Raw genomic sequence first — 23298 nt, 5'->3', positions numbered from 1 at the left:
CACACCCCGGGCGCAAGATTTTGCGCGGCCCCGGTCGTGCGGCACGTTCCCCCCCCCACCGGGGCCGCCACATACCCGCCGGGGCGGGTGACCCCGCCCGCGGCGCGCTGTCGTGAGGAGGTCGGCTCTTCAGTCGGTCACTGGGGATCGGGGGCCGTGGCCAGGGGCACCCGTGCCCGCCCGGTGCCCGCGTTCCCGGCAGGGAGGCCACGGCCACCGCTCCGAACACGGCCGGCACGGTGAACGTGTAGAACCCGGTCTTGGGAGAGGCGCCCCGGTGGTGACGGCTGCGAGATGGCTCGGGCCCACGATGGCGCCCTACCGTCCTACCGCGAGAGCGAAGCCCATGCCGGTGCCGATCAGCTGGGGCGGATAGCTCGCCGCCATGCAGCCCACCACCAGGCTCTGGGTGCCCAGGGAGCCGACTCCCGCCAGTGCCGACAGCAGCAGTAGGTCAGGACGTGGCTGGGGGGTGTTGAGTGAGAGGAGCGCACAGGCGGCCGGGAGGAATCCCCTCAGTGTCACCACGCGGACGTGGCCGCGGTCGGCGAGCAGCGACGGGGCCGTGGTTCCCACGCTCGCGCCCACCGTGAAGGCGGTGGAGAACTCCAGTGCCGAGTTCAGGTCGTACCCCGCCTTCAGCATGGCGGAGGGCGGCCAGTTGCTGGTGGAGTAGATCAGGGCGGTGGACATGAAGGACGCCACCCAGCAGCACTGTGACGCGGCGGCGGTCCTTGTCCAGCTGAGCCCGGGAACGCTAGGCCGGGTCCGTGCTCCACGCCGTGCGGCTTGGCCGGGACGGTAGAGCCACCTGGGGAGGAGCGGCCGGGATCGGGGGGGGAGTGAGGACACGTGCGGTTCCTGATGGAGAGGGGCGCCACCGAGGAGGCGTACACCGGGCCGGGCGTGCTCCGGCGCAGCGCGATCGCGACGCCTAGTTGGCCTGGTTGTCAGGTCACGTGTCCTGTTAAGTGATCCTCGTGCACCGTCCAATACGCGTGCGGAGCTCGACGCCGTCGGCTCCGCACGGTGGGGCGGGCTTTTGGATCACGTCTCGCGGACGCACGCGTTGCGGGTCTCGCCCAGGCCCTCGATGACGGTCCTGAGGACCTGGCCTTCCTGGAGGTAGACCTTGGGGTCACGTCCGTCGCCGACACCTCCCGGTGTGCCGGACAGGATCACGTCGCCCGGCTGCAGGGTGATGATGTCGCTGATGTACGCGACGATGTCTGCGATCCCGAACAGCAGGTCCGACGTGCGGGAAATCTGCATCACCTCGCCGTCCACCTCGCAGCGGATCTCCAGGTCCGGCTCCTCGCCGCCGAACTCGTCCGCCGTGACCAGCTCGGGCCCCAGGGGCGTGGTTGCCTCGAAGGTCTTGCCTCCCAGGAACTCCCGGGTGCGGCGCTGGTACTCGCGCACGGTCACGTCGTTGGCGACGGTGTAGCCGGCCACGTGATCGAGGGCCTCGGCCTTCGGGACGTGGCGGGCGGCCCGGCCGATGACGAAGGCCAGTTCCGCCTCCCAGTCCACGGTGTCGCTCACCGAGGGCAGGGTGACCGTGTCACCGGCACCGATGAGGGAGCCGTCGTACTTCGCGAACAGCGTGGGGTGGCGTGGGGTGTCCCGCCCCATCTCCTTGATGTGTGTGGCGTAGTTCAGCCCGAGGCAGATGATCTTGTTGGGGTGCGGTACCACCGGGGCGAACGCGGCCTCGGCGACGCCGACGCGCTCGCTGCCGGCAGTGGCGCCCGTCCGGGCCCAGTCATCACCCGAGTTCAGTAGCTCCCCCACGTTCGCGTGAGGGAGCAGGACGTAGGAGTCCCCGTCGCGCCGAGCGGCCCGGGTTCCGTCGCTCGTCCGCAAAGTCGCCAGTCGCATGCCTGGTGTACCTCTTCCTTCATTGACTGATTCAGGGGTCGATCGTAGTCTAGTTTCGCAAAGCAGGATAGGTGTCCTGCAAAATGAGACATGAAGGAAGTGGTGTCATGGCTATCACCGGACTCGGTCATACGGGGCTGTGGGTCTACGACCTGCCGAAGATGCGGGACTTCTACGAGCGCGTCATGGGATTGAGCGTGACGGACGAGGACGAGGGATTGCAGATCGTCTTCTTCAGTGCGCGGCCCGACGAGGAGCACCACGAGTTCGTGCTCCAGTCCGGACGGACCTCTCCCATCGGTGACAAGCAGCAGCACCAGATCTCCTGGCGCGTGGAGGCGATCGAGGACCTCCGGACCTTCCACCGGCGCTTCGAGGAGGAAGGGGTCGAGGTTCAGCAGGAGGTGACGCACGGCAACGCCTTCGGGATCTACTTCTTCGACCCCGAGGGGAACCGCAACGAGGTCTACCTGCGCATCGAACGAGACGTGCGGCAGCCTTTCCGCAAGACCATCGACTTCAGCCGCTCGCCGGAGGAGATCTACGCGGAAGCTGAGCGACTGCTGAGCGACGGCGGCGCCGCGTACCAGCCGGTCCAGTAGCTCAGGGTCCACTGCCTCACCTCCCTGCTGGGTTGCCTGCATGCCAGGAGCAAGCTCTCGGAATACGGGAACCGAGCAGGGACGTCGAGGGCGGAATGCGACCGCCGACCGGGCGCTGGACATCCTCCTCATATTCGACGACGACCGGCTCGTCCTATCCGCCGCCCACGTGGCGGCCCGTCTCGAAGTGGCCCGATCGACCGCCTACCGGTACCTGTAGAGCCTGACCGGCAACGGCTTCCTGGAGGAGACGGACGGTTCGGGATTCCGGCTCGGGCCCCGGGTCGTCGATCTCGCGCGTCTGGCGCGTAAAGGCGTGGGGCTGTCGGGCCTGGCGCAGCCCGTCATGCACAGACTGGTGAAACGTACCGGTACGCCCGCCCTGCTCACCCGCAGAACCGGTGGCACGCTCGAATGCCTGGAACGCGAGGACGCCGGCATCTCGCTGCGCCTTTCCTGCGAGCGCGGGGAGGTCCTGGCCGTCAATGCGGGAGCATCTGCGCTGGCCCTGCTCGCCTGGGGCGCCGGCGGAAGAACTAGACGAATTTTTGCCTGGCCCCTGCCCCGCTACACCGACGCCACCCTCGCCGATCCCGCGGCGCCGGATCGGGGCTCCGGTGCGGAGGGAGAGAGAACGGCGACATCATCGGGGCCCTCAGTGTCGCGGCCTTCTCCCACCGGGTGCCGGAAGGAGAAGTGCCACACCACATCGAGACCGTGTGCCAGGCGGCCGACGATCTCTCGGGGCAAGCGGCGTGCCTGGGAATCGGCCGAACGCGGAATGTCGCCCACGGTAACCCGTACGATGTCCTGCATGACAGGACGTAAGTCAGAAAAAGCTGCTCCGGTGGGTCAGTACCGGGAACGCAACTCGACCGCGGACCGTGCCCTCGACATCCTCGGACTGTTCTCGCAGGACAAGCTGTCCCTCTCCGGCCAGGAAGTGGCGACCGCTCTGGGGACGGCACGCTCGACCGCATACCGCTACCTCCAGAGCCTGGTCGGCAGCGGGTTCCTGGAAGAAGACCCTCAGGGCGGGTTCCGGCTCGGTCTGCGTGTTCTGGAACTGGCTCGCCTGGCCCGTCGGGGGTACGGGCTGTCGGAGATCGCCTTACCGCTGATGCGGGAGCTGTGTGCCGAGGTCGGCGAGACGGTACTGCTGACGCGCCGTGCCGGAGGCGCCGCCATCTGTGTGGAGCGGTGCGAGGCGGAGCATCCGGTGCGCATCTCCTACGAACGCGGCAGTGTGCTCCCTGCCAACGCCGGGGCCTCCGCCCTGGCGCTGCTGGCCTGGCTGCCCGAGCCGGAGTGCCGTGAACTGCTGGAGGCTCAGAGACTGCAGCGGTTCACCGCGCGCACGATGACCGACGTCGACGACCTCATGGAACGGCTCGCTCAGATCCGACAGGACGGGTTCACCGTCAGCCGGGGCGAACTCGACGCCGACATCCTCGGTATCGCCGCCCCGATACACGGGCCGTCCGGGGACGTCGTGGCCGCGCTGAGCATCGCCGCACTGGAGCACCGGGTCCCGGACCGACGGCTTGACGAGGTGGTCGCAGCGGTCCGTCGTGCCGCTGAAATCATCAGCGGGCAGCTGGCGGTCGTCGGGGACTGACGAGGACATCCTCGCCCGCGGGCGGGTGCGGCACGACCGCGGGAACAGCGCAGGAAGGCGCCGATGTCACCCATCAGGTCGGACACCTTGAAGCCGAGACCGTCACGGAAGAAGCCGGTGGTGGCTTCGAAGTCGGTGGTTCCCAGGACCGCGTGACCCAGCTTCCGGGGCCGGACTCGGTCGCTTCGCAGCAGGGCGGGTGCTCGGGTGCCGGTGCGTTCGATGCGTCCTGGGCCGTTGTGGGGAGTGGGTGGGGTCTCGGGCTGGGTGGCACGGGGTTCCACCTTGAGGACGGCGCGGACGCCGGTGATCTTCTCGTAGGCGGTGAGGGTGCCGGCCTCCTGCTGTGCGGAAACACCCAGCCGGTCCAGCCGGGCGGCGGTGGCGGAGAGGTCGTCGGGGGAGTCGACGCCCACGGTGATCTCGACGAGCCGGCGCGTGGGTGTGTGGACGACCTTGAGCTGGCGTCCTCCGTCACGGGTGCCGAACCAGCCGTCCCTTTCGGGCGCGAGCCCGAAGTCGGTGTAGTAGGCGGCGGTCTGGGTGGTGTTGGGGACACCCATGACGACGGAGGACAGACGGTGCGGGGTCATGGTGAACTCCTGAACGCGCGGAGCCCAGGCGTGCCAGCAGTTCGGTGCGGAGTTCGGCGAGCAGCGGGTCGGTGATGTCGCGCGGACGGTCCGGCTCGACCGTGGTCTCATAGGCGGTGGCCCCCTCGTCCATCACGAGGACGCGGTCGGCGAGCAGCACTGCCTCCGCCACGTCGTGCGTGACCAGGATGACGGCGCAACCCCGGCGCTGCCACAGCTCACCGAGGAGCCGCCGCGCCTCGGCCCGGGTCGGCGCGTTCAGGGTGCCGAACGGCTCGTCGAGCAGCAGGAGATCGGGCTCGCGCACCGGCGCACGGGCCAGTGTGGCACGTTGGGCCTCATTGCCGGAGAGCGTCCTGGGCCAGGCGCCGGCGCAGTGGGTGAGACCGACCTCGGCCAACACCCGCTCGGCGACGCCGCGTTCGGGCTTGCCGGGCAACCCGAGCAGGACGTCGCGCCACACCTTCTTCCAGGGCGTCGGACGAGGTGCCTGGAAGAAGGTGTGGCGCGGGACGAGCACCGTGCCCGTGAGCTGGTGATAGACGATTCCGGAGACCGCAAGGATGGCAATGCCACCGCCCACGTGGGCAAGCAGTACCCGGGCTCGGTCGGGAAGATCGACCGTGGCGTCGTCACGGTAACCACCTGCTGGGCCGACGAGCGCGTCTACTACCCCCTGCACGCCATCCCCTACACCCCCGCTCACCACTTCCCGAATGGAAAGAACGACGCCGGATTCCGCACGAAACTGCAGATCGGGGCCGCCCTGGCCCGTGATGCCGCTTCGAGCAGGAGTTCCTCAGGTAGCGTCGGCTGCCGGCGCGCGAGCGGTCAGCCTCCTCATCGAGCAGTACGTGCTGCGCGGACTCCGTGTGCCCGGTGGCTGTTCCCCGGCCGCCGAGCTGGACAACCAATGGATTTTGACGCTCTCGTCGCGCTCATCACCGACATCGGCATCCCCACCACCGTCGGCCGCGCAGCCGCGATCCGGCAACACGTTCTGGACATTGCCCACACCTGTCGTCGCTGAGGCTCTCGGCTATCACCGGGTCACCACAGCCAAGCTGGCGTCCCAGACCGGAGGCACCTGCAGTTGATACGCCGACGGAGACCACTGGCGGTCACCACCCGGCTGGACCCCTGGGGGAACCGGCGACAGTTGTATGGGCGAGGCCGTGCGCCATGAATCGTTGTTCGATGGTGTGGAGGTGAAAGACCTACACCCTGGCCCTGTCGCAGCAGGGTCGTGAAGCTGAGGACCTGATCCGGGAGGTGCCGGGGAGGGCGGGAACAGTTCTGACAAAGCCGGGACGTGCCAGTACTGGCAGACGGTGCGGGTTCGGCGAGCGAGATGGAGAGGTGGGCGAGCGGTCGCCGACTACAGGCCGTGAAGCGGTCCTTCGACGCACCTCCATGCGGTGGTGGACGCACCCGCGGCGAACCTGAGGGGATTGCAGGAGGATCGTCAAGGAACCGTCAGGTTCACCGTAGGGCTGCCGTCAAGTCAGCCGAGCAGGATCAGCATCTCCACCACCTATCGATGAGGGATGCAGGCATGGCTACGCTCTTGTACCGGCTGGGCGCTTTCGGCGCTCGACGGTGGCGAACGATGTTGGTAGGATGGCTCGTGGCGCTCTGCGCGGTGATTGGCCTGGGGTTCTCGCTGGCTGGCTCTTTCCAGGACAGTGGCTCCATCCCTGGGTCGCCGGCGCAGATGGCGCTGACGAAGATGGACCGCCACTTCCCCTCTCCGCAGGTGGAGTCCGCGCAGATTGTGTTCCAGAGCCCTTCCGGTCAGAAGGCGACTGATCCCGCTCTGCGGAAGGCACTGGCATCGACGCTGGCAGCGACGGGAGACGTCCGCGGCGTGACGGAGGTCAGTGACCCGATCGAGGGCGGGACGGTCTCCAGGGACGGGCGCACCGCGGTCGCGGAGGTCAGTTTCACCACGAAGAAGGACGAGGACGTGCCAGTCGGCACGCTTGACGCGGTCAAGAAGGCGGGAATCCAGGCCGAACAGGCAGGTTTCAAGGCGGTCTATGGCGGTGACGCCTATGCGCCCTCGACTTCGCCCTTCGGACCGCCCGAGATGGTGGGTCTGGGTGTGGCCCTGGTCATTCTCGTGATCACTTTTGGATCGCTGCTTGCCGCGGGGCTGCCGCTGCTCACCGCCATCCTCGGCGTCATCGCCACCATGGCGGCCATGACGGGCGCGGCCACGGTGGTCGGGGTGACCGAAAGCGCGCCGACTCTGGCGATCATGCTGGGGCTCGCTGTGGGTATCGACTATGCCCTGTTCATCGTCTCGCGTCACCGAGCCCAGCTCACTGCGGGTATGCCGGTTGTGCAGTCCATTGCCAAGGCCAACGCGACCGCGGGCAGTGCAGTGGTGTTCGCCGGCGCCACGGTGGTCATCGCGCTGGCCGGCCTGTCGGTGGCCGGAGTCCCGATGCTGACCTCGATGGGACTCGCCTCCGCGGGAGCCGTCGCCGTCGCCGTCGTCCTGGCGTTGGGGCTGCTGCCCGCCCTGCTGGGCATGGTCGGTAGCAAGCTCACCCCCAAGCCCAAGAGCCGTCGTAAGCGTGGTGCGCCCATGGGTGGCCAGAACGTGGTCGGTGAGCGCTCGCATGGTCGTGGGGGCCGGTTCGCGGGCCTGCTGCGTCTTCCTCTTCGCTTGCTGGGCTTCGTTTTCGCTCCGCTCGGCCGCATCGTTCGTAAGGTCATTCCCGGAATGAGGAGCCGCCGAGGCCACGGAGCGGTATCCGCTGGTCAAGCACCCATGGGGGAGCGCTGGGTCGCGGGCGTGCTGCGTCGGCCAGTGATGACGCTGGTGATCGGAACCGTGGCTCTCATCGCTCTGGCTCTTCCGGCTCTGCAGCTCAAGCTCGCCGTCACCGACGAGGGCAACAGCCCCACCACCACGTCGAGCCGCCATGCCTACGACATGGTCAGTGACGCCTTCGGCCCCGGAGCGAACGGCCCACTCGTCATCCTGGTCGAAGGCGACGAGGCGGCCACCGTCAAGTCGACGGCCACCACTGTCGAGAAGGAGCTGCAGGACGTCAACGGCATCGCGGACATCAGCGGCATCGATATCGCCGAGGACAGGACGGCCGCACGCATCCAGATCATTCCTGACACCGGCCCGCGGACTCAGGAGACCAGCAAGCTGGTGTCGAACCTGCGCACCGAGATGAAGCCCCTGGCCGAGTCGAGCGGCAATTACGTCGCCGTCACCGGACTGACCGCCGTGAGTATCGATGTCTCCGACAAGCTCAGCGGCGCACTCGTGCCCTTCGCGATCGTCGTGGTCGGACTCTCCATACTCCTGCTGATGATCGCGTTCAGGTCCGTCGCCATCCCCATCAAGGCGACCGTCGGATTCCTGCTGTCGGTCGGCACCGCGTTCGGAGCCACCGTGGCGGTCTTCCAGTGGGGCTGGCTGGCCGGACTGCTGGGGGTCGCGAGCACGGGCCCGGTGGCCAGCTTCATGCCCATCATCGTCATGGCGGTACTCTTCGGCCTCGCCATGGACTACGAGGTGTTCCTCGTGTCCGCCATGCGAGAGGACTACGTACACCACCGCAACGCCCACGCCGCCATCCTCACCGGAGCACGCAATGCCGCCCGCGTGGTTACCTCCGCCGCCCTCATCATGATCTCGGTCTTCATCAGCTTCCTGTTCTCGCACGACGCCGACATCATGCCGATCGCGTTCGCCCTGGCCTTCGGGGTGATGGTGGACGCCTTCCTGGTCAGGATGACCCTCGTACCGGCGGTGCTGGCCCTGCTCGGCGACCGGGCCTGGTGGCTGCCCCGGCGCCTGGACCGCCTCCTGCCCCATCTCGACGTCGAGGGCGAGAACGTCGAAGTGACCGACGCATCCGACGAGGGCCCTCAGGCCCCCGTCAAGACCCCCGCCGCAGTGGGTCTGTGACGCCATGAATCTCCACCCTGATACTGGTGCATACCTCGCATCCACTCCGCCGACGGAAGCCGTGGATGTCGGGCTGCCCACCCCGCCCGTACAAGGAGCAGGTATGAACGCCGTCGACGCACCGGGCACCACCGACCGTGTGCTCGTGATCGATGACAATCCCGGTATCAGGCGCCTGTTGATCTCGGCCCTCGGTTTCGCCGGGTTCGAGGTCGACGTGGCGGGCGACCTGACCGAAGCACTCGAACAGGTCGCCCGCCGGCCCCCCGACGTCATCGTCCTCGACGTCATGCTGCCGGGCGCGGACGGCTTCGAGATCCTGCAACTGCTGAGAGCCCGCGCCATCGACGTACCGGTCCTCTTCCTCACGGCACGTGACGCGGTCGAGGACCGCGTACGGGGACTGCGCCTGGGCGGGGACGACTACGTCACCAAGCCCTTCAGCGTCGTCGAGGTCGGTGCCCGCCTGCAGGCACTGCTCCGACGGGCCCGCAGTGAGAGTTCTGTCCCTGAGGAGGCACCGTTGAACTGCGGGAACCTCACGATGGACGATCTTCGCCACGAGGTGCGCCGCGCAGGCCGCACAGTTGAACTCTCGCCCACCGAATACCGTCTGCTGCGCTACTTCCTGAGCCACCAGGGCCAGGTCCTGTCCCGCGCGCAGATCCTCGAAGCCGTCTGGCAGTACGACTTCGGCGGCGACACCGTCGTGGTCGAGCGCTTCGTCTCCAACCTCCGCCGCAAGATCGACCACGGCGACACCCCGCTGTTGCACACCGTCCGCGGCGTCGGCTACACCCTCCGAGAGCAGGGCAAAAAGTGAAACTCCGCGGCCGACGGGCCCGGTTCTTCTCCAGTGTCCGCTCTCGGCTGCTCGCCGGCCTGGCCGTCCTGCTCGTATTCGGCCTGACGGCCAGCGCCGCTATCAGCGCATTCCTTTTGGAGGACTACCTGGACAAACGCTACGAGCGGACCCTCCGAACCAGCGCCGATGGTTTCACCGAGGTCATCAGACGCGGCCCGCAGACCGCCAACGCCGACCAGCTCGGCAGTCTCCTGGGGCCCCCGATGGGCCTGGTCGCCGTGGACGCGGACAACGAGGTGCTGCTGAGTACTGGTTCCGCTGTTTCGGCAGCACATCAGGTCGCCCAGCTGAGCACGACCGTGCCGACCGGGACCATCGTCGGGTACGACGGGCGTGGCGGGCAGGACGGCCTCGCCGTCATCCGGATCGTCAGTCCCGGGCTCGTCGTCGACCGCGGACCTACCGAAGATGTCGTCAAACCGGCCGCCCTCATACTTACCATCAACACCTCTGTCGACGACGCCACTACAGGCGCCCTCATCAAACGTCAACTTGCCCTAGTGGGAGTCGCTTTGCTGCTCCTGCTGGGACTGGCCGTCCTCGTCCTGCGCTTGGGCCTGCGCCCGCTGGCCCGGATGGCGCGTACCGCCGACGCCATCGCCGAGGGCCACCTCACGGAACGGCTGCCGACCAAACGCAACGGCAGCGAAGCCGACCAGCTGGCCGAAGCCGTCAACCGGGCCTTCGGCGCCCAGGCCCGGGCGGAGGCGACCGTACGCTCCCTGGCGGCCGACACCTCCCACGAGCTGCGCACCCCGCTGTCCACCATCTCCGGCTGGCTCGACCTGTACCGCCAGGGCGGTGTGTCGGGGCCGGGTCTGGAAACAGCGTTCGAGCACATCGAGAACGAGGTGGGCCGCATGCGCCTGCTCGTGGAGGACCTCGCCCTGCTCGCACGACTCGATGCCGGCCGCCCGGTCGAGCAGGATGCCCTCGACCTCACCGCACTGGCTGCGAGCGTCGTGGAGGATGCCCAGATCATCTACCCGCAGCGCAGCATCACCATGAACCCCGCTCCTCCCGCACCCGTTGTCGGCGAAGCCAACCGACTGCAGCAGGTCCTGCGCAACCTCGTCGGCAACGCCGTCCAGCACACCCCTGCCCACACCGCCGTACTGGTCCGGCTCGTCCATAACCCGGACGATGTACAACTGTCCGTCATCGACAACGGACCTGGCATCTCCCCGCAGGACCTGCCCCGCGTCTTCGAACGTTTCTGGCGCGCCGAAGCCAGCCGCAGCCGCGCCTACGGAGGCTCGGGTCTCGGACTGGCCATCGTGGAAGCCATCGTGCACGCACATCACGGCCAGGTGCACGTGCAGTCGGAAGTAGGCGTCGGGACCACCGTCACCATCCGCTTGCCACACGCTCCCCGCGGGAGTTGACACGATGCACAAGGACCGTCCCGGCCCGGAAGGTGTCCGCACACCCGCGCGGCCACACTGCAGAACCGTCTGTGATCAGACGACGGAAGGCTGCCGTTCGACGAAGAAGGGCCACTCATGAATACCGTAGTTCTTGCCGGCGGCCCGACCCTTGTGAGGGCGGCCATGGCCGCGGTCATGGAGTCGACCCATGTCATCGCTGTTGTCGGGCAGGCTGCAGACGGTGCGCAGTTGCGGACGTTGATCGAGGCCGGGAGCGGACCGGATGTAATCCTCCTCGACCGCAGAATCCAGCCGGGGGAGATGTCCGAGTTCGCTCACCTTGTCGCCGCTGCCTCTGCAACTGCCCGGACCATCGTTTTCGGTGTTTCGAATGCTCAGGAAGCCGAAACCTTTCTAAGGGCAGGCGCCACCGGACTACTTGCCACTCACATCACCGCAGTGCAACTTATCGAAGCTGTGTATACGGTGCTCCGCGGAGGTCTTGTCGTCGTTCTGGAAACTGCTCCTTCCGTCATGGCGAACCATCACCTAGTAGGCACCCTTAAAACGGGAAGGGTCGTGGAGCTGTCCAAGCGAGAGCGCGAGATTCTCACCATGCTGGCGAGCGGCCAGGAGGCTTCCGGAATCGCAGACGCTCTCAATATCAGTCCTTTTACTGTGAAAACCCATATAGCCAACATGTTGACCAAGATCGGTGTACGACAGCGCGGCCATCTCATAGCCTTTGCCTATGAGAACGGCATAGTGGTGCCAGGAGCGACTCCGATGAATACATTCATCGATCATCTGTCCGAGGTGGCCTGACCATAGGAGATGTGTCAGCGATTCCTTATTGCGTTGAGCTGCGTAGTTCGATTTCCTCATCTGCTTGTCACCTCGAACGGAGAACGCCATGAGTGAACTTCACACCCGCATCGAGAGCCGCCCGCCATCGGTCGCCGCCATCTTCCTCTTAACGAGTGGCGGCCACACCGGACGCCGAGGCGTATCGTCACCCGATGCCGCCCGCCTCAGGTGATGGCCGGAGCAATGGATGTCGTAGAACTGGGGGCAGGCCGCCGAGCGGGTCTACGCCATCGCAGCGGGGCTGCTCGAGCTGGGTGTCCAGCCCGAGCAGTGTGTCGCCCGCGCGTCGTCCACGCGCGAAGAAGTTGAGGCCATCACCAAAGAACAACTCGCCACTCTCATCAATACTTCCGGGACCACAGGCCGACCCAAGGGAGTCCGTCTTCGCCACGACAACTGGTCGTACATGGCTAAGGTGACCGAAGTCGTCGATCTCATGCGAGCTTGGTCGGCGATGACGGCGGCGTCCTTGGCGACGCTCCTGTAGGTCAAGTCGATCATGTTGCTGTGTCATGCGGATTGAGTGGCAGCAGGGCCTGGTTGCGACCGAAGGGCTGCACCGTTTGCATTGATCAGGGCCTTGAAGACCTCACGTGCGAGGTAGCGTTTCAAACAGCGGACGATCTCGGATCTGGCCTTGCCTTCTGCCGTGCGGCGGGCGGGAACTGGGCGGAGGCGAAGCCGGGTTGCACCTTCATGATCAGGGAGTCCTGACGCCAGACGTCGACGACCTTGTCGACTTGTCCTTCGGGGGCGAGAAAGGTGTTGACGAGGGTGACGGGCTGTCCGTCGTCCGGGCCCTGGAGCTGTGCCGGGAAGGGGGCCGAGGGGGCGAGGTCCTTGAACTCGATCATGTGAAGTCCTGCGGGAGCAGGTCAGGCGCTGTGGGAGCCGGTCATCAGTCCGGCCAGGTCGTCGGGCTTGATGAACGAGGGGGGCGGGGGCGGCCCCCAGTTGAACAGTCCCTTGGCGCCTTCGAAGACTTCCGGCTTCCACAGCTGGTCGTCGACGATGCAATCCAGGTCCGAGTAGTACTCGGAGAAATTGCCGGCGGGGTCCTTGAGGTACCAGAAGAAGTTGGAACCGGCGTGGTGCCGGCCCAGGCCCCAGACGTGGCGTTCGGGGTGGTCCTCCAGCATGGCCGTGGCACCGCGGCCCACTTCGTCCACGTCGTCGACCTGCCAGGAGGTGTGGTGCAGGAACGCCACCGGCGCGGCGAGTACGAGGACGTTGTGGTGGTCGGTGGAACAGCGCAGGAAGGCGCCGATGTCACCCATCAGGTCGGACACCTTGAAGCCGAGACCGTCACGGAAGAAGCCGGTGGTGGCTTCGAAGTCGGTGGTTCCCAGGACCGCGTGACCCAGCTTCCGGGGCCGGACTCGGTCGCTTCGCAGCAGGGCGGGTGCTCGGGTGCCGGTGCGTTCGATGCGTCCTGGGCCGTTGTGGGGAGTGGGTGGGGTCTCGGGCTGGGTGGCACGGGGTTCCACCTTGAGGACGGCGCGGACGCCGGTGATCTTCTCGTAGGCGGTGAGGGTGCCGGCCTCCTGCTGTGCGGAAACACCCAGCCGGTCCAGCCGGGCGGCGGTGGCGGAGAGGTCGTCGGGGGAGTCGACGCCCACGGTGATCTCGACGAGCCGGCGCGTGGGTGTGTGGACGACCTTGAGCTGGCGTCCTCCGTCACGGGTGCCGAACCAGCCGTCCCTTTCGGGCGCGAGCCCGAAGTCGGTGTAGTAGGCGGCGGTCTGGGTGGTGTTGGGGACACCCATGACGACGGAGGACAGACGGTGCAGGGCCATGGTGAACTCCTGTAATGCGGGAAGTGCGCGGTGGTGGGTGCGCCGGTTTCAGGCGCGTAAGGTCTGGCGGAGCTCGCCGATGCCCTGGACGTGGCTGACGAGGACGTCGCCGTCGGCGAGCCAGCGCTGCGGTGTACGGCCCATTCCGACACCCGCGGGGGTGCCGGTGAAGATGACGTCGCCGGGCAGCAGGGTAAGGACGGCCGACAGCCGGGCCACCAGGGCGGGCACGGAGAAGACGAGGTCTCTGGTTCGGCCCTTCTGCACCTCCTCGCCGTTGATCGAGCAGCCCAGTTCGAGGTCGTCGCTGTCGGCCAGGGCGTCCGGCGTGACCAGGTACGGTCCCATGGGGGTGAATCCGGGGAAGGACTTGCCCAGCCCGAACTGAGGTGCTGGTCCGCTGAGTTGGGTGATGCGCTCCGAGATGTCCTGGCCCACCGTCAATCCCGCGATGTGCAACCAGGCGTCGTCCTCGCTGACCTTGTGGGCCGGCTCGCCGACGACGGCGACGAGCTCGACCTCCCAGTCCGTGTGGCCCCCTTCAGGAAGCCCCACTTCGGTGACGGGGCCCGTGATGCTGGAGACGTACTTGGTGAACACGGGCGGCAAGGTGTCGGGGATCGCGAAGCCGGACTCGGCGGCATGCGCCCGGTAGTTGAGTCCCACGGCGAGCACCTGCCGCGGAGCGGGGGCGGGCGAGCCGAGGTCCGTGGCCGAGAAGGGCCGCCCTGCGGGCAGCTCGGCGCCCGCAGCCCACGTACGGAAGGCGGTCCAGCGCTCGTAAACCTCTTGAGGGCCGGGACCGAACCGGCCGTCACTGGCCTGCTCGACGTCGACGGCCGTGTCGTCGTCAGTGATGATGACGAGACGTCCGGACAGGTTGGCGGTACGCACGTGCTGCTCCTTCGAGGGGTGGGGGTGTCGTGCGGGTGGTCACACGAGGGGGGTGATCTTCTCGTCGATGCCGAGCAGGGCCTTGCCGTACACCTCGAACGCCACCGTCGGCGCGGCGACCGCGTGCCGGCCCGCAGTGTTGGCGTCGCGCCAGATCCTCTGCAGGGGGTTGACGTCGGCGAAGGAGCCGGCGCCGTGCACGCTGACGAGGGTGTTGATCGCTTCCAGCACGTTCTGGATGGCCCAGCCGGTGTCCGCCCGCACCCGGGCGCGCTGGGTGAAATCGAGGTACACCCCGTTCTGCGCGGCCTGGTCGATCTCGGCCGCGGCGCGTTGCGCGTGGAGCGTGGCGGTGTCGACCCGCAGGGCCGCCTCGGCGATCTGCAGCTGCACGGCGACCGACTCGGCCTGCGTCTCGTAGAAGGTGTACGAGATCGGCTTGCGGGCGGTCTTCTCCATGACGTACTCAAGTGCCGCGCGGCCCAGACCCAGTTGGGGACCTGCCAGGACCAGGGCCAGGACGGGCACGAAGGCGGAACGGGACAGGACCTCGTCCGTGTGCTCGGTCGGATACCGGCCCTCGATGGCGGCGGGCACGGACAGGACCCGGTGCTCGGGCACGAATATGTCCTCGGCGATCAGACAGTTGCTCGCGGTGCCCTTCATCCCCGCGACGAACCAGGTGTCCTCCAGGTCGAGGTCATCGCGGGGCACGAGCGCGAGTCCCTGGTCGGCCACCGTGCCGTCCTCGTCCGTGAGAGGAACACCGAGCACGGCCCAGTCGGAGTGCGGGGAACCCGAGTTGTAGTACCAGCGCCCCGAGACCTGCCATCCGCCGTCGACCTTGGTCGTCGTGGAGGTCGGGCTGAGTACCCCGGTGACCCGGGCGTCGGGGTTGGCGCCGAAGACGTCGTCCTGGGCTTTGGAGGGGAAGAGGCTGGTGAGCCAGTTGCAGACGTTGACGAGGGTGACCACCCAGGAGGTGGAGCCGTCACCCTCGGCCAGGGCGGTCGACACGTCGAGCATGGTGCGCATGGACGTCTGGTGACCGCCGTACCGACGGGGAGTGGCGAGCTTGAACAGGCCAGCGTCCGCGATGGCGTCGATCACCGGGTCCGGCACCTGGCGGCCGGTCTCCGTGGCGGCCGCGTGCTCACGCAGCAGTGGCCGCAGGGCTGCGGCGCGGGCGACGAGGTCCTCATGAGTCGTCATCGTTGTGCGCTCTTTCTGTCGTCGGCGGGACAGTGGTCCCTGGTTCGGGCGGGAGGCGTGATCAGCGTGCGCAGGCTGCGACGTGTTCGCGGATCGTGTGGCGAGGGCGGTCGGCGAAGGCGGAGTGGGTGCCGAACGTGCGGTGCCCATAGACGAGCGGTGCCGCCGGCGTCGTTTCCGCGTGGGTGACCAGGCCGAGGATCAGAAGGTGGTCACCGCCCTCCACGGCTTGGGTCACCTCGCACACCAGCCATCCCGGTGCCGAGCCGAGCCGGGGGAGGCCGTGATCGAAGTCGAAGTCCACGCCGGCGAAGCGGTCGGCCCCGCGGCAGGCGAAACCCAGGGCGAGGTCGTCCTGGCTCCGGGCGAGCACGTTCACACCGAAGCGTCCGGTGGTGGTGATGTGGGACAGGACTCTGGACCCGCGGTCGAGAGCCACGGTCACCATGGGCGGGCGCAGCGACAGGGAAGCGAAGGCGCTGACCGTCGTGCCATGGGGGAGACCCTCCGCCGCAGCGGTGACGATGGTGACTGGGGCGCAGACACCGGCCATGAGATCGCGAAATGCCTGCTCACCGAAGGAGGGGATCATGAGGATCTCCATTCGTCATAATGATTACGGTGATGCTGCATCCGGGTTTCATGGGGCGTCAAGAGGTGCGACTGTATTCGCCATAATGATTTTCCGGATCCGGTCGAAGGGTGGAGTGGCTGTGGCGGCACGTAAGGAAGATGCTCAACGTCGAGGCGCGGGCGTGAGCAGGGGGGTCGATCCGCCGGCGTTGCGACGCGCCGAGTGGGGACAGGCGGGAAGTGTGTCTCGTGCCGAGGCTGCGGCGGACGCTGTGGCCGAACTGGCCGCGCGTGTCACTCCTGGCACACGTCTGGGTACGAAGGACGAGCTCCGATCACGCTGTGGGGTGTCCGTCGGGACGTTCAACGAGACGTTGCGCCTGCTCCAGACACGGGGAGTGGTGACCGTGCAGCGTGGTCCGGGAGGCGGTCTGTTCGCCGCCGAGCAGACCCCGATGACGCGGCTCGCCCACTCCGTACTGGCCCTGGACGCCTCCCAGGGTGATGTCGCGCAGGCGCTGCGCATCCGCAACGCTCTTGAGCCGCTGTTGTGGCAGGACGCGTTGTGGCATGCCGCGCCAGCCGATGTCAAAGACCTCCGAGTGTGCCTGGAGGGCATGGCCGAGGCCGCGGTCTCGGGTGACGCGGACGAGTTCGTGTTGGCCAACTGGCGGCTGCACGCCAGGGTTGCCGACATCACTCCGAACTCCCTTCTGTGTTCGCTCTATGTGGCCCTCCTGGAGCTGGTCGAACGTCATGCCCTGGCGGTCCGGCCGCAGGCCGGCGTCTCTCTCGCGCAGCACATCCGCGACCGCTGGGAGCTGCATGCCGCGATGGTCGACGCCCTCGACAGGCGAGACGAGGAGACGCTCCTGCGGCTTGTCGCTGAGCACGACACGACCACGGCCGTCGATGAAGGGTGAGGTGGGGGCGATGCCGACGGCCGAGAGGAATACACGACGGGACTGTCTTGCATAGGAGGACGATTGTCCTGCTATCCCGGTCATTCTGCCAGGGGTGTGCGCCTCTCTACCTTTGGGAGGTCTCCTGCCGTGTACCCGCTACGCCCTCGCCGAGGTGTTCACCCAAGCCCTGCAGCAGATCCAAGCCCACCCCGACGCGGCCGGCGACATTCACTGGCTCGTCCAGATCGATTCCACCATCGTCCGCGCCCACCAGCACGCCGCCGCCACGGGCCGAAAAGGGGGGCATCGGCAGGACGAACCGGACGATCACGCCCTCGGCCGATCCCGAGGCGGACTGACCACCAGAATCCATCTCGCCTGCGACGGCAAGGGACGCCCGCTCGCTGTCCTGGTGACACCCGGCCAACGCCACGACAGCATCTGTGCGCAACCTCTTCTGGAGCGCATCCGTGTCCCTCGCACCGTCCCGGGCCGACCAGGCTGCAGGGCCTGACCAGGTCATCGCAGACAATGCCTACAGCTCCCGCAGCTTCCGTGCCTGCCTGCGAAAACGTGGCATCGGGCACACCATCCCAGAGAAGACCGACCAGCAGCGACACCGGCACAACCGTGGGCATCGCGGCGGGCGGCCACCGATGTTCGACCGGCAGATCTACCGGCAACGCAACGTCGTCGAACGCTGCTTCAGCCGGCTTAAAGGCTTCCATGGCATCGCCACTCGATACGAGAAGACCGCCACTTCCTACGAAGCAGCGGTCACACTCGCGTCATCCCTGCTCTGGGCAAGATCCGTATGAAGACGGACCCTACTGTAGTGCTGGATTCCTCAAATGACGTACGTATAGCGGCGTCGTAGTTGTCGGGTTGGCGGTGTGGGGTCTGCCCAGATCCATGGCTTCGCGCGGGAGTTGAGTTGGCTGGTCGCGAGGGCGGTGGCGTATGTGATGTCGTCGGGATTGGCGAAGGACTGGCCGGCGAGGGCGGCTTTGCGGAAGATGCGCCACCAGCCTTCCTGGAGGTTGAGCCAGTAGGCGCCGCCGGGGATGAAGGCGTGGTAGATGCGGGGGTGTTCTTCGAGCCAGGTCCGGGTGGACACGCTGTTGTGGCTGGACAGGTTGTCGGTGAGGATCCAGATCTCCCCGGTCGGGTTGGCGTCCTCGACCTGTTGCAGAAACCGCTGGTGGAAGACGCTGTTGCGGGAGGAAGCGGTCATGGTGATCTGCTGGCCGTCCCGGACGCGTAAAGGCCCCGTAGGCCCAGGCTTTCTCGGGCCCGCGGCTGTAGTCGAGCTCGGCTTTGATCCGGCGTCCGTCGGGTGACCAGGCGGGTGCGGGCGGGAAGGTCCGTGGGATCACCGGCCCCAGCTCGTCGGCGCAGATCACCGTCGCGTCGTCGGGCGGGTGGGTGTAGAGACAGATGATCCGTGTCCTTTTGGGACGAATTCCGGGTCCTTCGAGCGCATCCAGGACCGGGTTCGGCGCCAGCGCACGCCTTCGGCGAGCAGGATACGGCGCACCTGTGAGCGGCCTACCTCGATCCCCTAGGCATGCGTGACCGCGGCCAGAGAATCCAGTGTCCACTCGGCCGGCCCGGACTCGTCGAAGGCCCACAGTTTTCCGACGGGTTCCCACCGCAGTCGTCCCGGCGGCACGGTCTTGACCAGAGCGATGATCCGGGATCGTTCCTGCTCGGAGATTTGCCGTCTGCGGCCCTGCCCGCCCAGATCATCGAGTCCCTGCAGGCCCGATCGGTTGAAGCGGTGCAGCCAGCAGCGGACCGTTTTCCGGCTGCAGTCCAGCTCCACGGCGATCGAAGGCACCAGCAGCCCCGACCAGCTCAGCTCCATCATCCGGGCCCGCATCACCGCATCCTGCGGCGTTTTCCGCGCCCGCGCCAGCCGTCGAACGACAGCCCGCTCATCTTCGTCACGCTCCGGCCGTGCCCATAGAACCATCGCCCGGCACCCGCCCCCGAGCACCCGCAACTACCCCGCCACCAGGACATATGTCCAGCAATAGAGGAATCCAGCACTAGCTGCACACCCGGCAGGTCACTTGGGACTGCCGTAGGGGCCAGGCATGCCCCCTGCGGCAGTGACACCGACGAGTGGGCGGAACGCCCTCATCGATGTCTCCCTCGCGCAAGGTTCAGGCGAGAGTAAGGAAAAGCTTCTCCAGTTCGTGCTCGTTCAGTTCGGGCGTGCTGCCGTCTTCAGGAGTGGTCATGCACTCGCGCATCCGGCTGGCGACAATCTTGAATCCGGCTCGGTCCAGAGCCCGGGACACTGCGGCGAGCTGCGTCACCACGTCCCGGCAGTCACGTTCGGCCTCAACCATCGCAATCACCCCAGCGAGTTGCCCCTGCGCACGGCGCAGCCGATTGAGTACCGCCTGCTTCGCCGCGGTGTCCGCTTCCATGGTGTCTCCTCACGCGTCAGGTACCCCTCAGGGTATCCAACCCGTGGCGGGCCGAGCTTGTTCCGCAGCCACGCCTGAACCTCGCTGCCCACCGCCCGCTCCGACTTTTCCCCTGGTTGTCCTGTGTGGTGGAACGCGGCACGAACGGTGGAGGCAGGCCGCAGCAGGCCACTCGGACCATCCGACACCATGGCCAAAATACCTCCGGGGGTATACCTGTATAGTGAAGTTCATACCCCCGGGGGTAACTGAAACTCATGAGTGGGAGCGGCACGTGTTCTTCATCGACACCATCGAGATCGAGGGCCTGGGCAATCGCCACTACCTGGCCGGCGGAACACGCACGGCGGTGGCGATCGACCCGCCGCGCGACATCGACCAGATCATCGCCGCCGCGGCCCGGCGCGACGTCCGGATAACGCACGTGGCGGAGACCCACATCCACAACGACTACGTGACAGGCGGACTGGAACTAGCCAGGCTGACCGGAGCCACCTACCTGGTTCCGGCCGGCGCACACGTCTCCTTCGCGCGGATACCAGTGGCCGACGGCGATCTCGCCGCCATCGATGGCGAGCTGCAGCTGCGGGCCGTCGCCACCCCGGGTCACACGCCCCACCACACCGCCTACGTGCTGGAGGAGGCCGGTGCACCGGTAGCGGCCTTCACCGGCGGATCACTGCTGCTTGGCACCGTCGGGCGGCCTGACCTGGTCGAACCGCGCCTGACCGAGCAACTCGCCCACGCCCAGCACGCCTCCGCCCACCGGCTGGCCGCTGAGCTGCCCGACGAGACCGCCGTGTTGCCCACACACGGTTTCGGCAGCTTCTGCTCCTCCGCGCAGGCGGACGGCGAGGCGACCACCATCGGCCGGGAGAAGCACGTCAACCCGGCCCTCGCGCAGGATGTCGACGCATTCGTCGCCGACCTGCTGGCGGGTCTGGAAGACGTCCCTGCCTACTACGCACACATGGGCCCGGCCAATGCCGCCGGCCCCGCCCCTCTCGACTTGACCCCGCCAACGGTCGCGGACGCCGGGCAGATAGCCGCACGCCTTGCAGCCGGCGAATGGGTCATCGACCTGCGCAACCGAGTGGCCTTTGCAGCCGGTCATCTCGCGGGGTCCTTCAACTTCGAAGGTGACGGCAAAATTGCTACTTATCTCGCATGGATGATCCCGTGGGGCAAGCCTGTCACCCTGCTCGCCGACGATGCGAAACAGCTCGCCGCCGCCCAGCGTGAACTCGTCCGGGTCGGCATCGACCGGCCCGCCGCCGCTGCCACCGGCACCCCAGCCGACTGGTTGCGCCCGGGCGAGGCCCTCGCCTCCTTCCCGCGTACCACCTTCGCCGACATGGCGGCCCTCGCCTCACCGGACGACGTGGTGGTGCTGGACGTGCGCCGTGACTCCGAACGGGCCGACGGCCACATTCGAGGTTCCGTCCATATCCCCATCCACAGCCTGCACCAACGGATGGACGAGGTTCCGCACGGCACGGTCTGGGTGCACTGCGCGGGGGGTATGCGCGCCGGGATTGCCGCGTCCCTGCTGGACGCTGCCGGCCGGGACATCGTCGTCGTCGATGACTCCTTCGACAACGCCGCCGCCTGTGGCCTTCCCCTCGTCACCACCTGACCCGACGCCGCCAGCACCTCACACCATCCTTGTAAGGAACAGTTATGTCTGTCTCCGGACCCGGCCCGGGCCGCATCGATGTGGCGCAGGCCCACGCGCGCACCGCCCTCAGCGCTGAAGCCGTCCTGCTGGACATCCGCGAGCAGGACGAGTGGGACACCGGACACGCTCCGCAGGCCATCCACCTGCCGATGGCCGACCTGATGTCGGGCACCGCCCTGCCCCCGGCGGCGCAGGGCCGCCAGCTGGTGCTGGTCTGCCGTTCCGGCCGCCGATCCGCCCATGCTGCCGCGCTTCTCGATGCACGCGGCATCGACGTCGTGGACGTCGACGGCGGGATGCAGGTGTGGGCTGCGTCCCACCTTCCCGTCATCGACCACCGCGGCAACAGCGGGTCGATAGCATGACCACCTTGTACCTCTCCCTGGCCGCAGGCGCTGTCGTCGGCATCGCACTGGGAGGGCTAGGCGGGGGCGGCAGCATCCTCGCTGTTCCCGCCCTGATCTACCTGCTCGACTTCACGCCCGTCGCAGCCACCACAGCCAGCCTGATCATCGTTACCGCCACCACCGCCACCTCCCTGTACGCCCATGCCCGCGACGGCAACGTCCGCTGGCGCACAGGTCTGCTCTTCGCTGCGACGGGCATCACGCCCGCGTTGCTCGGCGGAGCACTGGCAGGCCGGCTACCAGGAGCCTTGCTTACCGCAGCCTTCTCTGTGATCGCCCTGACCGCCGGGCTGCACATGTTGCGCTCCCCTCGCCCCGACAACGAGCAGGACCGGCCGATACGGCCCGCCCACGCTGCAGGAGCAGGCGCGTCACTCGGCACGATCACCGGCCTCCTCGGAGTCGGAGGCGGCTTCCTCGCTGTCCCCGCTCTGGTCAGCGTGCTGGGCTTGAAAATGAAAGCCGCTGTCGGCACCAGTCTCCTGGTCATCACCATTACCTCACTCGCTGCCCTCACCGCGCGCACCAATACGGCTGACAGACTGCGCTGGGAAGTCATCGCACCCTTCACCGGCGCCGCGATCCTCGGCGCCTGGGACGGCAAACGGCTCGCATCAAAGTTCTCCGGCCCCGCCCTGCAACGCGCCTTCGCCATCATCCTGATCACCGTGGCCTTCTTCATGCTCACCGACGCATTCATCTGACGCATCAAGCCATCCCCTCACGCCTCGCGGACCCGACAGGCCCACTCAGGCACCGACACAGCCGAAAGGAACTCATCTCCCATGACCACGCCCGCCTTCCGCACCCTCGATGCCGCACAGGCCCACACCCGCATCGATCAACTGATCGTCATCGACGTACGCACTCCCGGCGAATACGCCTCCGGACACCTGCCCGGCGCCCACAACATCCCCCTCGATCACATCCGGCGCGCTTTGCCCGCCCTCAAGGACTCCGCCACGCGAGCCGACCTTCTCCTCGTCTGCGCCTCCGGAACCCGCTCCGAGAACGCCGCCAAGACCCTCACAGCCCATGGCATCCCCACCGCCACACTCGCAGGCGGCACCAACGCCTGGGCCCAGCACGGTCTCGACCTCCACCACCCGCAAGCCTGCGACGTCCCCAAGACCGTCTGGGCCATGGAACGACAAGTCAGACTCACCGCTGGCACCATCGTCCTGCTCGGCCTCGGCCTCGGCCTCCTCCACCCCGCTTTCCACCTCATCTCCACCGCCATCGCAGCAGGACTCCTCTACTCCGCCCTCACCAACACCTGTGGCATGGCCGCCATCCTCGCCAAACTTCCCCACAACCGCCCCCGCCCAGCCCACCTCGACGCCACCCTCAACGCCCTGCGCAGCTGAACTCCTTTGGGCTTGATCCGCTTTGACGGACATCTGAAATCAGGGGTTCTGCCCCGGGAGGATGTCCATCATGGAGAGCACGGGGAAGAAGAAGCCACGCCCTCGCCGTCCGTTCACGCCGGAGTTCAAGGCCGAGATCGTCGAGCTGTGCCGGCGCGGTGACCGCTTGGTCGGCCAGATCGCCAAGGACTTCGACCTGACCGAGACGGCAGTGCGCTGTGGGTCAGCCAACCCGAGGTCGGCGCGGACGAGCGCGACTGTCTGACCAGCAGTGAACGCGAGGAACTGGCCGCACTGC

At 67.3% G+C, this 23298-nt stretch carries 26 protein-coding genes and 2 pseudogenes; 17 read left to right on the top strand and 11 right to left on the bottom strand.

What is annotated here, in order from left to right:
• Positions 1-318 precede the first annotated feature (318 nt).
• Together ACFYXC_RS12855 and ACFYXC_RS12850 are read right to left on the bottom strand one after the other, a co-directional pair.
• On the bottom strand, positions 319-852 hold the full coding sequence (locus ACFYXC_RS12855) for a hypothetical protein (protein WP_389550259.1): 534 nt from the start codon (positions 850-852) through the stop codon (positions 319-321).
• 195 nt (positions 853-1047) lie between these two features.
• Positions 1048-1881, bottom strand: a complete 834-nt coding sequence (locus tag ACFYXC_RS12850; RefSeq protein WP_388925973.1) for a fumarylacetoacetate hydrolase family protein — start codon at positions 1879-1881, stop codon at positions 1048-1050.
• 107 nt (positions 1882-1988) lie between these two features.
• Here ACFYXC_RS12850 and ACFYXC_RS12845 point away from each other — a divergent pair, with 107 nt between their 5' ends.
• The 3 genes from ACFYXC_RS12845 (at position 1989) to ACFYXC_RS12835 (ending at position 4101) form a co-directional block, all read left to right on the top strand.
• The gene (locus ACFYXC_RS12845; RefSeq protein ID WP_388925976.1) at positions 1989-2483 is read left to right on the top strand and encodes a VOC family protein; all 495 of its coding nucleotides are present in this window, start codon (positions 1989-1991) and stop codon (positions 2481-2483) included.
• A 40-nt stretch (positions 2484-2523) separates the two neighbouring features.
• Positions 2524-2703: a helix-turn-helix domain-containing protein gene (locus tag ACFYXC_RS12840; protein WP_389550254.1), complete on the top strand. Its 180-nt coding sequence runs from the start codon at positions 2524-2526 to the stop codon at positions 2701-2703.
• A 594-nt stretch (positions 2704-3297) separates the two neighbouring features.
• Complete coding sequence (locus ACFYXC_RS12835; protein ID WP_389550252.1) at positions 3298-4101, top strand: IclR family transcriptional regulator; 804 nt, start codon at positions 3298-3300, stop codon at positions 4099-4101.
• A 474-nt stretch (positions 4102-4575) separates the two neighbouring features.
• On the opposite strand, the gene ACFYXC_RS12830 is transcribed toward ACFYXC_RS12835, so the two are convergent.
• Positions 4576-5376, bottom strand: a complete 801-nt coding sequence (locus ACFYXC_RS12830) for an ATP-binding cassette domain-containing protein (protein ID WP_389550249.1) — start codon at positions 5374-5376, stop codon at positions 4576-4578.
• Here ACFYXC_RS12830 and ACFYXC_RS12825 point away from each other — a divergent pair.
• The 6 genes and pseudogenes from ACFYXC_RS12825 to ACFYXC_RS12800 form a co-directional block, all read left to right on the top strand.
• Positions 5269-5724: pseudogene (locus ACFYXC_RS12825) on the top strand (hypothetical protein); the annotation flags it as partial. The gene ACFYXC_RS12830 and the pseudogene ACFYXC_RS12825 sit on opposite strands and share 108 nt — an antisense overlap.
• 525 nt (positions 5725-6249) lie before the next feature.
• Entirely contained in the window at positions 6250-8631 is a 2382-nt protein-coding gene (locus ACFYXC_RS12820) for an MMPL family transporter (RefSeq protein ID WP_389550246.1), read from the top strand.
• A 103-nt stretch (positions 8632-8734) separates the two neighbouring features.
• Positions 8735-9454: a response regulator transcription factor gene (locus ACFYXC_RS12815; RefSeq protein WP_389550243.1), complete on the top strand. Its 720-nt coding sequence runs from the start codon at positions 8735-8737 to the stop codon at positions 9452-9454.
• The gene (locus tag ACFYXC_RS12810; RefSeq protein ID WP_389550241.1) at positions 9451-10881 is read left to right on the top strand and encodes an ATP-binding protein; all 1431 of its coding nucleotides are present in this window, start codon (positions 9451-9453) and stop codon (positions 10879-10881) included. The genes ACFYXC_RS12815 and ACFYXC_RS12810 overlap by 4 nt, the downstream gene beginning before the upstream one ends.
• Positions 10882-10998: 117 nt before the next feature.
• Entirely contained in the window at positions 10999-11688 is a 690-nt protein-coding gene (locus tag ACFYXC_RS12805) for a response regulator transcription factor (RefSeq protein WP_389550239.1), read from the top strand.
• Positions 11689-11776: 88 nt separating this feature from the next.
• Positions 11777-12166, top strand: a pseudogene (locus ACFYXC_RS12800) (AMP-binding protein); the annotation flags it as partial.
• A 172-nt stretch (positions 12167-12338) separates the two neighbouring features.
• Here the strand turns inward: ACFYXC_RS12800 and ACFYXC_RS12795 are convergent.
• The 5 genes from ACFYXC_RS12795 to ACFYXC_RS12775 form a co-directional block, all read right to left on the bottom strand.
• Positions 12339-12584, bottom strand: a complete 246-nt coding sequence (locus ACFYXC_RS12795; RefSeq protein WP_389551685.1) for a hypothetical protein — start codon at positions 12582-12584, stop codon at positions 12339-12341.
• 21 nt (positions 12585-12605) lie between these two features.
• Positions 12606-13526, bottom strand: a complete 921-nt coding sequence (locus ACFYXC_RS12790; protein WP_389550236.1) for a VOC family protein — start codon at positions 13524-13526, stop codon at positions 12606-12608.
• Between the two features lie 48 nt (positions 13527-13574).
• The gene (locus ACFYXC_RS12785; protein WP_389550233.1) at positions 13575-14420 is read right to left on the bottom strand and encodes a fumarylacetoacetate hydrolase family protein; all 846 of its coding nucleotides are present in this window, start codon (positions 14418-14420) and stop codon (positions 13575-13577) included.
• Positions 14421-14459: 39 nt separating this feature from the next.
• Positions 14460-15632 (bottom strand): acyl-CoA dehydrogenase family protein, encoded by a 1173-nt coding sequence (locus ACFYXC_RS12780; RefSeq protein ID WP_389550230.1) that lies wholly within the window; start codon positions 15630-15632, stop codon positions 14460-14462.
• A gap of 61 nt (positions 15633-15693) precedes the next feature.
• Positions 15694-16224, bottom strand: a complete 531-nt coding sequence (locus ACFYXC_RS12775) for a flavin reductase family protein (protein WP_389550227.1) — start codon at positions 16222-16224, stop codon at positions 15694-15696.
• A 328-nt stretch (positions 16225-16552) separates the two neighbouring features.
• Between ACFYXC_RS12775 and ACFYXC_RS12770 the strand changes: the two genes are divergently transcribed.
• The 3 genes from ACFYXC_RS12770 to ACFYXC_RS12760 all read left to right on the top strand — a co-directional run bounded on the left by ACFYXC_RS12770 (position 16553) and on the right by ACFYXC_RS12760 (position 17928).
• The gene (locus ACFYXC_RS12770) at positions 16553-17128 is read left to right on the top strand and encodes a FadR/GntR family transcriptional regulator (RefSeq protein ID WP_389550225.1); all 576 of its coding nucleotides are present in this window, start codon (positions 16553-16555) and stop codon (positions 17126-17128) included.
• Between the two features lie 94 nt (positions 17129-17222).
• Entirely contained in the window at positions 17223-17624 is a 402-nt protein-coding gene (locus ACFYXC_RS12765) for a transposase (protein ID WP_389550222.1), read from the top strand.
• A complete protein-coding gene (locus tag ACFYXC_RS12760; protein ID WP_389550219.1) occupies positions 17581-17928 on the top strand; it encodes a transposase in 348 nt (115 codons plus the stop codon). Before ACFYXC_RS12765 ends, ACFYXC_RS12760 begins: the two co-directional genes overlap by 44 nt.
• 29 nt (positions 17929-17957) lie before the next feature.
• On the opposite strand, the gene ACFYXC_RS12755 is transcribed toward ACFYXC_RS12760, so the two are convergent.
• From ACFYXC_RS12755 to ACFYXC_RS12745, 3 genes are all read right to left on the bottom strand, one after another.
• Entirely contained in the window at positions 17958-18344 is a 387-nt protein-coding gene (locus ACFYXC_RS12755) for a transposase (RefSeq protein WP_389550216.1), read from the bottom strand.
• A gap of 327 nt (positions 18345-18671) precedes the next feature.
• Positions 18672-19085, bottom strand: coding sequence for a transposase (locus tag ACFYXC_RS12750; RefSeq protein WP_389550213.1), 414 nt, complete (start codon positions 19083-19085; stop codon positions 18672-18674).
• Positions 19086-19278: 193 nt separating this feature from the next.
• A complete protein-coding gene (locus ACFYXC_RS12745) occupies positions 19279-19548 on the bottom strand; it encodes a metal-sensitive transcriptional regulator (protein WP_389550210.1) in 270 nt (89 codons plus the stop codon).
• 274 nt (positions 19549-19822) lie between these two features.
• On the opposite strand from ACFYXC_RS12745, the gene ACFYXC_RS12740 reads away from it, so the two are divergent.
• The 5 genes from ACFYXC_RS12740 to ACFYXC_RS12720 all read left to right on the top strand — a co-directional run bounded on the left by ACFYXC_RS12740 (position 19823) and on the right by ACFYXC_RS12720 (position 23265).
• The gene (locus ACFYXC_RS12740; RefSeq protein WP_389550207.1) at positions 19823-21184 is read left to right on the top strand and encodes a rhodanese-like domain-containing protein; all 1362 of its coding nucleotides are present in this window, start codon (positions 19823-19825) and stop codon (positions 21182-21184) included.
• A 44-nt stretch (positions 21185-21228) separates the two neighbouring features.
• Positions 21229-21591: a rhodanese-like domain-containing protein gene (locus ACFYXC_RS12735; protein ID WP_389550204.1), complete on the top strand. Its 363-nt coding sequence runs from the start codon at positions 21229-21231 to the stop codon at positions 21589-21591.
• Positions 21588-22337, top strand: a complete 750-nt coding sequence (locus ACFYXC_RS12730) for a sulfite exporter TauE/SafE family protein (protein WP_389550201.1) — start codon at positions 21588-21590, stop codon at positions 22335-22337. The genes ACFYXC_RS12735 and ACFYXC_RS12730 overlap by 4 nt, the downstream gene beginning before the upstream one ends.
• Before the next feature lie 81 nt (positions 22338-22418).
• Entirely contained in the window at positions 22419-23000 is a 582-nt protein-coding gene (locus ACFYXC_RS12725; RefSeq protein ID WP_389550198.1) for a rhodanese-like domain-containing protein, read from the top strand.
• Between the two features lie 70 nt (positions 23001-23070).
• Positions 23071-23265 carry a transposase gene (locus ACFYXC_RS12720; RefSeq protein ID WP_389550195.1) on the top strand — a complete coding sequence of 65 codons (195 nt, stop codon included), beginning with the start codon at positions 23071-23073 and terminating at the stop codon, positions 23263-23265.
• The last annotated feature ends 33 nt before the right edge of the window (positions 23266-23298 follow it).

The organism is Streptomyces sp. NPDC002701 (genome assembly GCF_042889045.1).
Lineage (GTDB): Bacteria > Actinomycetota > Actinomycetes > Streptomycetales > Streptomycetaceae > Streptomyces.
This window is presented reverse-complemented; position numbering and strand designations above follow the sequence as displayed.

Coding starts and splice junctions, on each gene's coding strand:
- ACFYXC_RS12850 (WP_388925973.1), bottom strand. CDS start 1,881: ATGCGACTGGCGACTTTGCGGACGAGCGACGGAACCCGGGCCGCTCGG.
- ACFYXC_RS12845 (WP_388925976.1), top strand. CDS start 1,989: ATGGCTATCACCGGACTCGGTCATACGGGGCTGTGGGTCTACGACCTG.
- ACFYXC_RS12840 (WP_389550254.1), top strand. CDS start 2,524: ATGCCAGGAGCAAGCTCTCGGAATACGGGAACCGAGCAGGGACGTCGA.
- ACFYXC_RS12835 (WP_389550252.1), top strand. CDS start 3,298: ATGACAGGACGTAAGTCAGAAAAAGCTGCTCCGGTGGGTCAGTACCGG.
- ACFYXC_RS12820 (WP_389550246.1), top strand. CDS start 6,250: ATGGCTACGCTCTTGTACCGGCTGGGCGCTTTCGGCGCTCGACGGTGG.
- ACFYXC_RS12815 (WP_389550243.1), top strand. CDS start 8,735: ATGAACGCCGTCGACGCACCGGGCACCACCGACCGTGTGCTCGTGATC.
- ACFYXC_RS12805 (WP_389550239.1), top strand. CDS start 10,999: ATGAATACCGTAGTTCTTGCCGGCGGCCCGACCCTTGTGAGGGCGGCC.
- ACFYXC_RS12795 (WP_389551685.1), bottom strand. CDS start 12,584: ATGATCGAGTTCAAGGACCTCGCCCCCTCGGCCCCCTTCCCGGCACAG.
- ACFYXC_RS12790 (WP_389550236.1), bottom strand. CDS start 13,526: ATGGCCCTGCACCGTCTGTCCTCCGTCGTCATGGGTGTCCCCAACACC.
- ACFYXC_RS12780 (WP_389550230.1), bottom strand. CDS start 15,632: ATGACGACTCATGAGGACCTCGTCGCCCGCGCCGCAGCCCTGCGGCCA.
- ACFYXC_RS12775 (WP_389550227.1), bottom strand. CDS start 16,224: ATGATCCCCTCCTTCGGTGAGCAGGCATTTCGCGATCTCATGGCCGGT.
- ACFYXC_RS12755 (WP_389550216.1), bottom strand. CDS start 18,344: ATGACCGCTTCCTCCCGCAACAGCGTCTTCCACCAGCGGTTTCTGCAA.
- ACFYXC_RS12750 (WP_389550213.1), bottom strand. CDS start 19,085: ATGGTTCTATGGGCACGGCCGGAGCGTGACGAAGATGAGCGGGCTGTC.
- ACFYXC_RS12745 (WP_389550210.1), bottom strand. CDS start 19,548: ATGGAAGCGGACACCGCGGCGAAGCAGGCGGTACTCAATCGGCTGCGC.
- ACFYXC_RS12735 (WP_389550204.1), top strand. CDS start 21,229: ATGTCTGTCTCCGGACCCGGCCCGGGCCGCATCGATGTGGCGCAGGCC.
- ACFYXC_RS12730 (WP_389550201.1), top strand. CDS start 21,588: ATGACCACCTTGTACCTCTCCCTGGCCGCAGGCGCTGTCGTCGGCATC.
- ACFYXC_RS12725 (WP_389550198.1), top strand. CDS start 22,419: ATGACCACGCCCGCCTTCCGCACCCTCGATGCCGCACAGGCCCACACC.
- ACFYXC_RS12720 (WP_389550195.1), top strand. CDS start 23,071: ATGGAGAGCACGGGGAAGAAGAAGCCACGCCCTCGCCGTCCGTTCACG.